Raw genomic sequence first — 14,311 nt, forward strand, 5'->3', positions numbered from 1 at the left:
CCTAATCTCCAAGAGCTGCAGCATAAAGTTGCATAATCGAATCCCTGAAACCAGAAAATTCGTTGAGATGCCCTTGCCACACCTCAATTACCTTTACTTGAGGTAAATCGAGAATCTGTTGGATAAGCTCTTTATTCTGGCTAGAAAGCTCAGAAAATCCGACCCCCTCGCCATCTATCCCATCTGCAAGTGATAAATGAATATGTTTAGTCGTAGGAAGTAACTGATCAATTGCACTTTTTAAATCAGTGTGATGGTAATTGCATCCCATAATCAAATGACTTAAATCCAATGTAATTGGAATCTCCAGCTCGGCTATATAAGCCCAATCTACCGGTGCACAGTAGGCATTTAAAGGCACACTCCCCCCAAAATACCAAGCAAAGGGTGGTAAGGTTTGATATGTGAGCTCAACACCGGCATCACTATATTTTTTTGTTAAAGCATTACAGTTTTTGTAAAAATTTTCTATGCTATCATCCACAACAGACAAGCTTGATACTAAGGAAACTCGAACTCCAGTCAACTTAAATAGGTGGGTCGCCAAAGCTAATGTATTTTCAAAAATGTTGATGCTTCTTTCCTTAATACTTTGATTTTTCGAAAAGGGATTTATCAGCTCTGTTGAGGAAATATAATCAGGCAAATGAATCGAGTAATTCTCGTCAGCTCTAAATAGGGACTCATCGATCTGAGAACTCAGTTCAGTGTAGGAGAGATGCATCTCGAAATTCTGGATTGGAAATGCCTCCCTTAACTTAGGCAGATCATGAAACCGCGCTGGAAGGCTTACCTTATTCACATTTAAAAATTTGATCTGGCCTGCTGTCAAGTTAGGCGTAATAGCGAATAAAGATTCACTTAAAGGCTGTCCTACACGTCCATCACGTAACAGCTTCTTACCCAGAAATTGTTTAATTTTATTCTTACCAATTCCGGTAGCAGGAGAGCGATAGGAAATTGCATCGTCCAAAAGCGCAGAACCAGCCTCAATCGGTTTGATGATGTGATATGAGCGCCCTAGATTTTGGAGATTCATTCTTTCGCCCTGATTTGCTATCCTGGGACTATCTCCATCAAGCATGGTATCTGCATATTTTGCATAAGTTGCGAGTTCAGCAAACTCATCGGGAGTCGAGCTTGTAGAGTGATCTAACCCGTCCATTGCTTTATTTAAAGTGATGTGTCGCTCGATCCACCTTGCGCCCAAAGCCAATGCCGCAATACATGCTCGCCAATCTGATTCATGACTTGAATACCCGACCGGTCTATTCCATTTTTTTTGCAAGTACTTTAAATAACCGAGCCTTGAATTAAATAGCTCAGCAGGGTAATTTGAGATGCAATGGAACGGGTTCCAACTGTCTCCAGTTAGCGCATTGAACGTTTCTTCTATGTCTCGCTCATCATGAGCACCAGTGGAAATATAAACATCTCGCCCAAGACTTAATAATCTATTGATCAATTCAACATTTTTTAATTCAGGGGATGGAACTTTAAAAAAATTATAATTTGATAAGCTGCCATCAAAATCGTTGATATCTTCAATGATAAAAAAGCTAATACCAACCTCTAAGCCGCAAGACTTTCCATAAGCGCACAGTTCGTTCAGATCGTTGGGGCTCAAGTAAGCTCGACGTATTTCCGTATCTAAAATCTCATCGCCGATTTCATTTTTATTCCCCATATAAGTTCTATCGATATTTCTGTACTGAAATTTAATGCACTGAACCCCTGCTTTTGAAGCGGCTTCAATAAGTTGCCTGGCTATGTCTTTTTCACCGTTGTGATTGATGCCAATTTCAGCAATGATCTTCACTGGAGGGATTGCTTTCAATTCACTCATCTCCATCCACATTCTCACTAATACAATACAAAACCAAACCATAAGTATTGTATTCATGGCAGCGTAAATAAAACTGATACCCTAACTTCCATGATGCTAATAAATCCAAGATATCTAATGGATCTCCTGGGCGATGGTAGACAGAAATACAAAGATTAGGTCGGCATTTATGAATGAGCTTTTTTGCACCATGCAATACCTCTAACTCAGATCCTTCAATATCAAATTTGATCAAATTTGGTTTAAAGTTGATTGCAACACTGTCGAGGGATACGCATTGAATCAGCGTGGACCCGCCAACGTCTAATCCACTTGCCAATGAATTATCAGAATTAGCGGAAAAGTTAAGCTGTATCTCGCTCGACCACAAACCAAGCGGGAGAGGGGTGAGATTGAAGTCCTCAGTTTTTTTTACTAGCTTTTGGAAATTAATTGGATCAGGTTCAAATGCCATAACAGCATCTATGTGATAGTTAGCCTTAGTCAATCTAGTTAGGGTACTTCCATTAGAGGCACCACAATCAATTACTCGTAAGCTTTCAGGATATCTAGGTACATCGACTGGAACATATTCATCGTGAAGGCTTGGCTCAGGGCAGCGCTCTAAAACTCCTTTACTCCAATATTCCCAAGTGTCTGAGAGTATGCTTCTACTAAGCTCATCAGAAAACAAGGGCAGGAGACGGTCAAGCTGAGTTAGGCGGGATTCGTAAGAGAAGGAACTTGAGAGCCAGTATTTATCAGGGAATTTCCAAGTCTTGGAAAATTCAACCATATTCAATACTTTTCCAAACCCTACTTTTTGGAGCTCAGCGCCGATAGGCTTAGGATCGATATAATGGTTATGGATAGCATTGATACAGACTAGTTGTTGAAGACTATCAGGACGCACCCACTCATCAAGTTTCAAAATATTAATACCGCGATAATCACTGCTCTTGGGATTGCGATCAAAAATTGCAGCCACTGTCTGATTCTTTGCCAACAATAAATCTGCTACTTGTTTACCTGTCTCACCAGCACTGTAAATTACAAAACTATTATTTTGCTTCACTTTGAAAATCCCCGACCCGCTATTGGGCAACTAAAAACAGACCATTGAGTGTTTGACTGTTGATCATTTTTATTACAATGCTGATAAATATACTCAGAAATTTTCGCCATCCGCAGTTGTGTCTTTGCAAAATTATAAGGCCCTAGGAAATACTTTCCATCACCCTCAATGAGCTTTCGATCGCCTGATATTTTCGGACCAAATCCCAAGTTGATCTGCAAATTTTTATGGTCGACAACAAATGTACCGCCATTATTTTTGATGGCTGAAATTATTTTATCCATTTCCATGTCGCTAACTAATTGGGTTCGCAAGTCAATAAATCCAAAATTGTTTTTCACATCATATAAAAATAAAATGTACTTATCAAAATTAGACACAATAAAATTCTGATTATTTTCTAAAGGATACGCCCCTAGATGGCCCGCTAAATCGCTGGAGATATTCGCGCTGATCTTTTTATTGTTGATAATGAAATCATCTGTCTTAAAGAAAATATTATTATCTGATCCAAACATTGTAGTAATTGGCGATTCTTTATTAATGCTATTAAACTTCATCAGATTGAAAAAAATTATTAAAAATATGACAAGTAAGATTAATATCTTTAAAAATTCTAATGATCTAACATCAATTTTATCGGCAAAATTTGTCTTCATCGTAAAAAATTTAAACGCATTTTCAGATACGAAATTCTTTAAAATTATAAAAATACACATATAAAACGGTAGTACATATTCTAAATATTTGTAATAGTGCACCCAATCTGGAGTCATCAAATAATAGATGATTGATATATTTCCTAGGAATGCAAAATATATGTATTTATAATTTAATTTATTTTTAATGTACAGTGTTAATATTATTATAAGCGTTAGAGTATTTAATATTAAATATCTGATCGCATGATTTGATAAATCACTTGAAATTATATTATTATTAATCATCGATAAAAAGTAATAAGCATTACTACTATAAGAAATTACAGTAATTACTAGAGTTAGAACAATAGTAGCAGCAATAAGTGCATTTTTTTTCGTAATTTCTATTGAACGTTTTTTATAGATATTTACGATATAAGATAGAAATACAGCAGTCCACGCAAAAGCCCCACTCATAGGATCAAGGAGCAAGGTAAAGATAAATAATAAAAATAAAAATAAGATACGATAATATTTAAAATCTTTTTCTATAAATATAAAATAATTTGAAATGAAGTAAATTATTAGAAAATTCAATTCTCTAAACCAATGAGCTCCTGGAGCTAAAAAAATAATAAATTCTCTTAAATTAATAAAAAGCACTATTTTTATTAATAAAAAGGTTATAACTGTAATTGGATATTTTTTAAATATTAAAAAAAGTAAAATACTATACAACAGTGCTGATAGATAAAATAGAATCCAAACCACAGAAATATACTGAGTTGGACCATCATGAGGAAGGTTCGAGCTAATAAACTGAGCAATTATCGGTATAACTACCCCGTACTGAGCTTTCATTTTGGAACTAAAAACTGCTCCCTCGTAAAAGTGTGCCCAATGGTGCAATACTGACCTACCTTCAGCAGCCCAAAAGTATTCGGTAATGCCTAATTGTTCATTTTTGGACAAATTAGGGCATCTTAAATAGTACTCCTGTGATTTTCTTTCTAGAAGTTCCATAGAACTTCTAGTGACGTACCCTTGTTCTATTAATTGATTACTTACAATAGAGATTTCTTTCTTTATTACTCTGGCAAAATGCGAGTCTTCCTTATGAATTAAAGAGCCTGTTATCAAGCCATCTTTGATACTGCCTTTTACTAATCTATATTCATAATCTATTGCTGCTTGGTCAGCAGCATAAAGTCGCCCATCGTGAACTAAAAAGATATGGGAGGAGTCGACCAGTTTTAGAAGGTCATCATCGACTTTAACAAGAGGGATGTTAGGCCCGTATATTTGAACTTTTCCACTGCTATTGCTAGAGTCATTACCAGCTCTAGATGTTATTGCTTTGCAGCTACCTGAATCTGTCTGATCTTTTTCAAGAGTGCGAATGAGGGAATCAGAAGCGCTATATTCGATACTTTCAGCAGGTAACTTGCCGATATTATCGAGATGCCTAAGATAAATAAAAGACAGTAAAAGAAATACTGCAATTAAACCAAATGCTTGAAGAAACCTTCTGACAAACATCCTAAAAATTTACCCCTAAAAATGCTTCAATTTGCGAAACCGTATATTCAAGCATCTCTTTTGTTAAAGCAGGTTGAACACCAATCCAGAATGTGTTGTTCATCACAACGTCGGTATTGGTCAGTTCACCACTAACACGGTAAACGGCATCTTTCATACAAGGCTGGCGTGTGAGATTACCTGCAAAGAGTAATCTGGTGCCAATTTTGTTTTGATCTAAAAAAGTGGTCAGATCTACACGCGAAACTGGGCAATCCTTTTTTAAAGTAATTGGGAAACCAAACCAAGATGGATCTGAGCCCTCTATTGCTTCTGGTAACTGCAAAAATTCTTCGCACGTTGCAAGGCGTTCTTTTAAAAACTTAAAGTTATCTTTACGAGCCTGAATAAATGCCGGTGCTTTCTCTAGCTGGGCTAAAGCACAGGCTGCTTGCATATCAGTAATTTTGAGGTTGTAACCCAAATGACTATAGGTATATTTGTGATCATAGCCGTATGGCAGATCGCCCAACTTCCAAGCAAAACGCTTGCCGCAGGTGTTGTCCTTTCCTGGAGGACAGTAGCAATCTCGACCCCAGTCCCTAAAGCTTTCTGCGATTTGTTTCAACTCATAGTTATTAGTAAACACTGCGCCACCCTCACCCATGGTGATGTGATGAGCTGGATAGAAACTCAGCGTAGCAATATCACCGAAGGTGCCAACCATTTGCCCTTTGTAAGTCGTACCTAGGGCATCACAACAATCCTCTACTAGCCAAAGATTGTATTTCTTACAAATTGCTGTAACAACATCTAAGTTAAAGGGATTACCCAACGAATGCGCCAACATAATGGCTTTCGTTTTTGGACTAATCGCCGCTTCAATCTTGGAAGCATCAATATTATGGGAAATTGGATCCACATCTACAAAAACAGGTACTGCACCAAACTGCACAATTGGATTCACTGTAGTCGGAAATCCTGCGGCTACCCCAATGACTTCATCACCCTTTTTAATGGCGCGATCACCCAGCTTTGCAGAAGTTAAGGTGGAGAAGGCTACTAAATTCGCGGAGGAACCTGAATTCACAGTTATCAAATGCTTAACGCCAATAAATTCAGCCAGCTTCTTTTCAAAAAGGTCATTAAAGCGCCCAGTGGTAAGCCAGCCATCTAAAGAAGCTTCAACCATATTTTCCAACTCTCTTGAGTCGATTAACTTACCCGATGGAGGTACCGCTGTTTGGCCTGGAATAAATTGCTTTGGAGCAAACTCCAAAGCGGAATACTCTTTTACTAATTCCAAAATTTGCTTACGAATTTTGTCTTTGGCAAATTGATCAATAGAGATAGAAGCTTCAGTCATAGTTTTTACTTATTAAAAGGATGATTAAGAATTTTGATAACTAGCAATTTGTTTTAAGCTCATTTCACGCATATTGCTTTGCTGTTGATGTGCTTGTTGCCACTGTGTAATATTTTCTATTGCTTGCTCAAGAGTCCACTTTGGAACCCAATTTAAATACTGTCGTGCTTTTGAACAATCCAGTTTTAATAAATGTGCTTCATGAGGCTGCTCATCTTGGTCTTGAGTCCAACTGGCAGTAGATCCCCAGTTTGTAATGAGTAAATTGATCACTTCCTGGACTGATCTAGCATCTTCGTCACGCGGACCAAAGTTCCAAGCACCATCAAACTTAGCGCCTTCTTGATAAAGAGCTTGGGCCAATACTAGGTAACCGGATAAGGGCTCTAAGACATGTTGCCAAGGACGCGTTGCTAAGGGATTACGGATCATCAACGCTTCTTTTGCTTCAAAAGCTTTTATTGCATCAGGTATTAAACGGTCTTCCGACCAATCGCCGCCGCCAATCACATTACCCGCTCTAGCTGAAGCAATAGCCACTTTATGTTGGGCATATTTCTCGGGTGAAAAAAAGGATTGACGATAAGCACTGGTGACCAATTCAGCGCAGCCCTTGCTATTGCTATACGGATCATGACCGCCCATGGGCTCGTTCTCGCGATATCCCCAAGCCCACTCTTTATTCTCATAACACTTGTCGGTGGTAACAATTACCGCTGCCCGGACACAATCTAAATTACGAATAGATTCAAGCACATGAACTGTTCCCATCACATTAATGGCATAGGTCTCCACTGGATTGGCGTACGAGTACCGCACCAAGGGTTGGGCGGCCATATGAATCACAATTTCTGGCCTAGCACTCGCCATCGACTTTTGCAATTTTTCTAAGTCGCGAATATCAGCAATATGCGACTGCTCGAGATCGTCTGCAACGTGAACAACGTCAAAAAAGTTCGGGGCGGTATTGGGGGCTAATGCATAACCCGTGACTTTGGCACCCATTGAAGCGAGCCACAACGACAACCAGCCACCCTTAAATCCAGTGTGACCAGTTAAGAAGACCCGCTTGCCATTCCAAAAGCTGGGATTAACTGATGCCGACTTAGCAAGCTCTGAATGCTGCATGCTTAAGCCCATGTCTTCCAGGGCGCCTTACCGCTAGCCCACAATTCTTCAAGGTGCTGCTTATCACGCAAAGTATCCATCGGCTGCCAAAATCCATTGTGTGTAAAAGCTTGGAGCTGACCAGAAGTTGCCAACGTTTCTAAAGGTTTACGCTCCCAAATCGTACTGTCCTCCTCAATTAAATCAATCACTTTAGGGGAGAGTACAAAAAATCCGCCATTGATATACATACCATCACCATGGGGCTTTTCAACAAAACTACTGACCGCATTACCATTCATTTCAAGCGCTCCAAAGCGTCCTGGAGGCTGCACTGCTGTTACTGTGGCCTGTTTACCATGCGCCTTATGAAAGGCAATCAATTTAGTGATATCAATATCGCCAACACCGTCACCGTAAGTAAAGCAAAAATCCTGATCGCCTAAATATTGACGCACGCGTTTGAGCCGACCACCCGTTAAAGTATCCTCACCAGTATCAATTAAGGTAACCTTCCAAGGCTCAGCATATTGCTGATGTATTTGCATGGCATTGTTGTTTGCCATATCAAAGGTAACGTCAGACATGTGCAAGAAGTAGTTTGCAAAGTACTCCTTGATCATGTAGCCCTTGTAACCACAACAAATCACAAAATCATTAACTCCATGGGCGGAGTACATCTTCATAATGTGCCACAAAATAGGCTTGCCGCCTACCTCCACCATGGGTTTTGGGCGAGAAGATGTTTCTTCTGCAATTCGGGTACCTAAACCACCGGCTAAAATGACTGCTTTCATCACAACTGTCAGTCCCTTGAGGAAATTTTAAGAAAAAAGGTGGAGATCACTCTGTTTTTATTATTAGCGAACATAAAGAAATAAGTTTCTTAGTAATATCAAGGCGTTAAAGTACTCATCATTATAACTAATATAGACTTTAAGCTAATGCTAGGTTGAAGAAACGGCATGCTAACTGACGATTAATGCATTTAACGTGCCTTTGTAGCCGTAGAATTTCTTTCACGTTTGGAAAGATCTGGGCAAGAAAGATACGAAAAATGAGCCTGCTTGGAGCTTTTTACTAAACACCCTGCCTTATCTTCAAATTGGTAAAAGTACTGGCAATCCCCCCAAAAAGGGTTGCAACAAAAAACTCAGATGAAAACGGGATTATTTGCTTGCCTAATAAAAATGCTTTGATATTATCTTGCATCATTTCATATTGTTTTGCGTTAATGCTTAATAAATAATTATGTAATTTTTCTGTTGATGCAAAATATCTAGCATCTACGAAACAATTCTCCGGGATATATTTTGTAATGTTGTTAGCACCTAAGTAAATCGGCACGCTACCGCACATCATCGCATCAAATATTTTTTCTGTGATATAATTTGTTAAATTTTTTGAATTTTCATAGCAGTATGCAAACTTGGCTTTTCTAAAGATAGCCCTCTTGTTAAGCACTTCACCCTGATAGCTCGGAAAAGGGCGATATGAAAATAGCTTCGAACGTGTACGCTTAAATGCCCTTAATATTCTTTCGGATACAGTAAAGGCAGGGCCAGGTTTATCCCACCCCCGACCAAAAAGCATAAAGTTGCTCGGATCGTGATCCTCATACCAACGTATCAAACGAAGCCTCTCAATATATAAATCATTTTCATCGCTATGAAAAAAACGTTTATTTGCGTTAATCAAACAGGCAAAAATGGGTCTCTCATTGAAGCCAGGGAAGGACTCAATCCGTATTTCGTTCGGGACCATACTCAGAACCCCATTTTCTAGTGCCGCTACAGCAGGATTCCAAGAAAAAACTTTTTCAAACTGACTGCAGTAATTTAGATCCTGGTTTAGTGGATTGATATTTGGGTTTTCCATTGCCACTAAATATTTTGCTACATTTGAAGGTTGAACTACTTGACCTTCAACGTATAACTCGAATATGGCGTCTTTTCCCTCATTTAAATCAGCAGTATTTAGCTCAATGCCGATTTCTAAAAAGGCTTTTCTTAGTGATCGTGATGTATGTGTAGGCGCATAGGTATGTGTTGGATCATTCTCAGCAAACAAGGAATTATTTTTATGACCTTCTGCAAATATAGAAGCAACCCTCATCGTGAGAGTCCTTCATTAAATCTTAAATAAAGCTTGGTAAACGCTTTATTGATTAAAGCTTGATAGAAGCTGAGACGAAACAGCCTCTGATATCGATGCGCAGCAATGAATTTCGATAGCAGATGATGGGTATTGCTATGATTCTTCATTCTTAACCTATGCACCAATTTCTTATACAAAAAAAATCGATAATCGCTCAAAATTTCTGGACTAAATACATTATGCGAGTTTTTTAAGTACGCCAGAAACTTTAAACGATCGTGTATTGACTCGAAATTACCATCATTGTTTCCGTGCAGGCGATACACCATTATTGGCTCTGTAATCCAAATAATAGAACCTAAAGCGGCCCAATTAGAAAGCCACTGAACATCGGCATATTTGCCTCCAGAAACATTAAAATGCAGATTCTGTAGACCATCTTTTTTATAAATGTAGGAAGGTAGTGGTGCAATACCCAGTTGGTGATGAGAAAAATATCTGCGCAATAAATTATCAGGGCTAATGGGGCCAACATAACTGCGAGTTGCGTTAAAAGATAGTCCTACAAATACTTTGTGCAACTCTACTCGAGCATTGGCGCCAAACGCTATCGCACGAGGAAATAAAGTCTGTGCCTTCCAAAATTCAGCCACATAATTTGGCATCATGACATCATCATCATGAAATAATGTGAAATATTCAGTAGTCACTTCTGATAGGCATAAATTACCATGATCTGTAGCAGCTAAAACCTTTGGTCGCTTGATGTAAAGAAGATCTTTACAACCACCAATCAAATGACGCAACTCATCCGTGTTTGAGTTATCTGAGACTACCAAACGAAATCGGCGATCTGTTTGAGCCTGAATAGATATAATCGCCTCCATTGCAGATGCTGGACGATTATGAGTAGTGAGATAAATAGTTAGCAAATGTATGAAATTATCTAAAGTAAATCAGTCTTTATTGTGTGCCTGAAATGCTTCATAAGTGAGCCTCAAACCCTCATTTAAGCTTACTTTCGGATTCCAGCCCAACTTATTTAAACGTTCAGAGCTCATCCATTTCCGAGGAGATCCATCAGGTTTGCTGGGATCAAATTTAATATTGCCTTGATAGCCAACAGCTTTTGCTACAGCGTGAGCCAATTCTGCAATCGTGACATCACTTCCAAAGCCCACATTAAGATGATTTTGCATCGGCTGCGTTTGGCTATCGTAGGTAGTTTTATCTAACTGCATTACAAAGATCGAGGCGGCAGCCATATCGTCCACATAGAGAAACTCCCGCTTAGGCCTGCCCGTTCCCCAAATCAATACTTCAGGATAGTTGGCGACCTTCGCCTCATGGAATCGTCTAACTAATGCTGGAATGACATGGCCATTCTCTGGGTGATAGTTGTCACCAGGGCCATATAAATTAGTCGGCATCACCGAGCGGTAGTCAATCCCATGGGATTTGCCATATTGGCGGTTATAGCTCTCGCACATCTTAATACCAGCAATCTTGGCAATCGCATAAGGCTCATTGGTTAACTCTAACTTACCCGTAAGCAGTGCATCTTCGCCCATCGGCTGAGGTGCTAACTTGGGATAGATGCAACTTGACCCCAAGAACAAGATTTTTTTTACTCCACTAACAAAAGCTTGGTGGATAACATTGTTCTGCACTGCCAAGTTGTTGTAAATAAAATCAGCCGGGAAGGTATTATTCGCATGTATACCTCCCACTTTAGCGGCTGCTAAATAGACTTGATCGGGCCTTTCTGTTGCAAAAAAAACTTGCGTGGCCAATTGATTTGTGAGGTCAAGCTCTTTGTGGGTACGAGTGACGATGTTGTTAAAGCCTTTGGCCTGAAGATTGCGAACAATGCTTGATCCAACCATACCAAGATGGCCAGCAACATAAATCTTTTGATTCAAATCTTGACCCATGTGAATACTTTTTCTTTTTTAATTCTCTTTGCCTACTGATACTGAATAACCATGTTTACTCAATAAAGCATGTTGCCTAGCCTGATCAAGGTCGTTTTCAACCATCTCTTCAATCATTTGATCTAGTGTAATTTCCGGAACCCAGCCTAGCTTTTCTTTGGCTTTAGTGGGGTCCCCCAAGAGTGTTTCGACTTCCGTTGGACGATAGTAGTGAGGATCGATTTTCACAATCACATCACCTACTTTTAAGGCTGGAGCCTTATCACCCACAATTCTAGTGATAATAGCTTTTTCATTTTCAGCTGCACCGTCAAACTCGAGAGAAATACCAAGTTGCTTAGCGCTGCGGGTAATAAATTCACGAACAGTAAACTGGATGCCTGTAGCAATCACATAGTCTTCTGGGTTGTCTTGTTGGAGCATTAGCCATTGCATTCTCACATAGTCTTTGGCATGGCCCCAGTCGCGCAGGGCATCTATGTTACCCATGTATAGACAATCTTCTAGACCTTGGGCAATATTAGCTAAGCCACGCGTTACCTTACGGGTTACAAAGGTTTCACCTCGGCGCTTCGATTCATGATTAAAGAGGATGCCGTTACAGGCATACATACCGTAAGCCTCACGGTAATTCACGGTAATCCAGTAAGCATAAAGCTTAGCTACTGCATACGGGCTTCTGGGATAAAACGGGGTTGATTCTTTTTGAGGGGTTTCTTGTACTAAACCGTAAAGCTCAGAAGTCGAAGCTTGATAGAAACGGGTTTTGTTTTGCATTCCTAAAATCCGAATGGCCTCCAAAATACGCAGGGCTCCCATGCCGTCGACATCCGCGGTGTACTCAGGTGACTCAAACGAGACCGCCACGTGACTTTGCGCACCTAGGTTATAAATCTCATCAGGATGGCATTCCTGAATAATGCGGACCAAGTTACTAGTATCAGATAAATCGCCGTAATGCAAAATCAAATTACGGCTACTTACATGCGGATCCTTATAGAGATGATCAATGCGGTCAGTATTAAAAGAAGAAGAGCGGCGCTTAATACCGTGGACAACATACCCCTTTTCCAACAAGAACTCGGCAAGGTAAGATCCATCTTGGCCAGTTATACCGGTAATTAAGGCGACTTTTTGTTGACTCATTTCATTTCTCATTAACATTTTTAAAAGCGTATTACTCAGTAATTTAATTTAACAGAAATTAAATAACTTGATTTAACATTATGCTGAATTAATTACGACCATAGGTATCTTCAAAACGCACAATATCATCCTCACCCAGATAACTGCCAGATTGCACCTCAATAACTTCTAAAGGGGTCTTGCCAGGGTTCGCCAATCGATGTGTCTGGCCTTGCGGAATATAGGTACTTTGGTTTTCAGTTAGCGTAATCACCTTGTCGCCGTTCGTAATCTCCGCAGTGCCTTTGACCACGATCCAATGCTCGGCGCGGTGATGGTGCATCTGCAGGGATAAGCTTGCGCCAGGTTTTACTTGAATGCGCTTCACCTTAAAGCGCTCACCCTCATCGACACTGTCGTACCAGCCCCAAGGACGGGCGACCTTGCGGTGCAGGGTTTTTTCTTCGCGCTTCTGTGCCCCTAATTGGTTGACGATGTGTTTGACGTCCTGACTCTTGCTCCGGTCCGCTACCAATACTGCATCCGCAGTTTCAATCACAATCAAATTATCTACGCCAACCGTACTCACCAAACGGCTACTAGCATGCACTAACGAGTTTGTTGAATTACTGAGCAGCACATCGCCACTCGTGACATTACCGTCGCCATCTTTATGACCTACTTGCCAAACTGCATCCCAAGCGCCTAGGTCATTCCAGCCCGCATTCAGCTCAACCATCTTGATGTGATATTGGCTACCAGGGCATTTTTCAATCACAGCATAGTCAATTGAATCACTCGGAATACCGCCGAACAATCCTTTGTCAGGCCTCATAAAGGGCGTACCGTCTGCCTGATCTTCGGTCTTTTGACCCCAGGCTTTCTGCGTAGCTTCTAAAATGTCAGGGCGATATTCTTGTAAGGCAGCAAGCCACGTGCTGGCGCGCAGGACAAACATCCCACCATTCCAGCAATAATTGCCGTCTTCTAAATAAGCCATAGCAGTTTCTAAATTAGGCTTTTCAGCAAACTGCTCGACGATGTATTCTGCAAAACTACCTTTACTATCTGAACGCTTAATGTAGCCATAACCGGTTTCTGGTGCAGTTGGCCTAATACCTAAAATAGCGATGGTTTTTTTATTCGCATCATCAGCCACAAGGGAAATGCAGCTTTGTAATGCATTCTTAAATGCATCTGCGTTTTGAATGGTTTGGTCTGCGGGCGTAATGACCAAAATAGGATCATGGGTTTTATCAACGCCGCTCTCAGATGCGTAGAGTGCTGCCAAAGTTAGTGCTGGAGCGGTATTTCGGCCAGCGGGCTCCAAGAGTAAAGTTGCCTTGATGCTTTCCATCTCACGCAGCTGATCCAGCACCAAGAAGCGATGGTCTTCATTGGTCACAATCACGGTGTTGCCAAGTGATATCGATGGCAAAGCTAATTGATTGAGTCGCCCCACTGCCTCCTGAAACAAACTCGTCTTTTGATCATTTCCGGAGAGCGCCAGGAACTGCTTCGGAAAGGCTGCCCGAGACAATGGCCAAAGGCGAGTGCCAGAGCCGCCACACAAAATTACAGGAAGTACGGTTGTCATTAAACTGGGGGAAATAAGCGTTTATG

At 40.4% G+C, this 14,311-nt stretch carries 11 protein-coding genes; all 11 read right to left on the reverse strand.

The window, feature by feature from the left end:
* Position 1: 1 nt before the first annotated feature.
* The 11 genes from Q8M75_RS08840 to Q8M75_RS08890 all read right to left on the reverse strand — a co-directional run bounded on the left by Q8M75_RS08840 (position 2) and on the right by Q8M75_RS08890 (position 14,285).
* Positions 2 to 1,846 carry an N-acetylneuraminate synthase family protein gene (locus tag Q8M75_RS08840; RefSeq protein WP_305488618.1) on the reverse strand — a complete coding sequence of 615 codons (1,845 nt, stop codon included), beginning with the start codon at positions 1,844 to 1,846 and terminating at the stop codon, positions 2 to 4.
* Positions 1,839 to 2,900 carry an FkbM family methyltransferase gene (locus Q8M75_RS08845; RefSeq protein WP_305488620.1) on the reverse strand — a complete coding sequence of 354 codons (1,062 nt, stop codon included), beginning with the start codon at positions 2,898 to 2,900 and terminating at the stop codon, positions 1,839 to 1,841. Before Q8M75_RS08845 ends, Q8M75_RS08840 begins: the two co-directional genes overlap by 8 nt.
* Positions 2,897 to 5,080, reverse strand: coding sequence for a hypothetical protein (locus tag Q8M75_RS08850; RefSeq protein ID WP_305488622.1), 2,184 nt, complete (start codon positions 5,078 to 5,080; stop codon positions 2,897 to 2,899). Before Q8M75_RS08850 ends, Q8M75_RS08845 begins: the two co-directional genes overlap by 4 nt.
* A gap of 1 nt (position 5,081) precedes the next feature.
* Positions 5,082 to 6,425: a lipopolysaccharide biosynthesis protein RfbH gene (gene rfbH / locus Q8M75_RS08855; protein ID WP_305488624.1), complete on the reverse strand. Its 1,344-nt coding sequence runs from the start codon at positions 6,423 to 6,425 to the stop codon at positions 5,082 to 5,084.
* A 24-nt stretch (positions 6,426 to 6,449) separates the two neighbouring features.
* Positions 6,450 to 7,565, reverse strand: a complete 1,116-nt coding sequence (rfbG, locus tag Q8M75_RS08860) for a CDP-glucose 4,6-dehydratase (RefSeq protein WP_305488626.1) — start codon at positions 7,563 to 7,565, stop codon at positions 6,450 to 6,452.
* The gene (gene rfbF / locus Q8M75_RS08865) at positions 7,556 to 8,329 is read right to left on the reverse strand and encodes a glucose-1-phosphate cytidylyltransferase (RefSeq protein ID WP_305488628.1); all 774 of its coding nucleotides are present in this window, start codon (positions 8,327 to 8,329) and stop codon (positions 7,556 to 7,558) included. The genes rfbG and rfbF overlap by 10 nt, the downstream gene beginning before the upstream one ends.
* Before the next feature lie 283 nt (positions 8,330 to 8,612).
* Entirely contained in the window at positions 8,613 to 9,647 is a 1,035-nt protein-coding gene (locus tag Q8M75_RS08870; protein ID WP_305488630.1) for a glycosyltransferase family 10 domain-containing protein, read from the reverse strand.
* Positions 9,644 to 10,561 (reverse strand): glycosyltransferase, encoded by a 918-nt coding sequence (locus Q8M75_RS08875; RefSeq protein WP_305488632.1) that lies wholly within the window; start codon positions 10,559 to 10,561, stop codon positions 9,644 to 9,646. The genes Q8M75_RS08870 and Q8M75_RS08875 overlap by 4 nt, the downstream gene beginning before the upstream one ends.
* A gap of 24 nt (positions 10,562 to 10,585) precedes the next feature.
* Positions 10,586 to 11,563, reverse strand: a complete 978-nt coding sequence (locus tag Q8M75_RS08880) for a GDP-L-fucose synthase (protein ID WP_305488634.1) — start codon at positions 11,561 to 11,563, stop codon at positions 10,586 to 10,588.
* An 18-nt stretch (positions 11,564 to 11,581) separates the two neighbouring features.
* On the reverse strand, positions 11,582 to 12,709 hold the full coding sequence (gene gmd, locus Q8M75_RS08885) for a GDP-mannose 4,6-dehydratase (RefSeq protein WP_305488636.1): 1,128 nt from the start codon (positions 12,707 to 12,709) through the stop codon (positions 11,582 to 11,584).
* A gap of 88 nt (positions 12,710 to 12,797) precedes the next feature.
* On the reverse strand, positions 12,798 to 14,285 hold the full coding sequence (locus Q8M75_RS08890) for a mannose-1-phosphate guanylyltransferase/mannose-6-phosphate isomerase (protein ID WP_305488638.1): 1,488 nt from the start codon (positions 14,283 to 14,285) through the stop codon (positions 12,798 to 12,800).
* Between the last annotated feature and the right edge of the window lie 26 nt (positions 14,286 to 14,311).

Source organism: Polynucleobacter sp., assembly GCF_030693775.1.
Classification (GTDB): Bacteria; Pseudomonadota; Gammaproteobacteria; order Burkholderiales; family Burkholderiaceae; genus Polynucleobacter.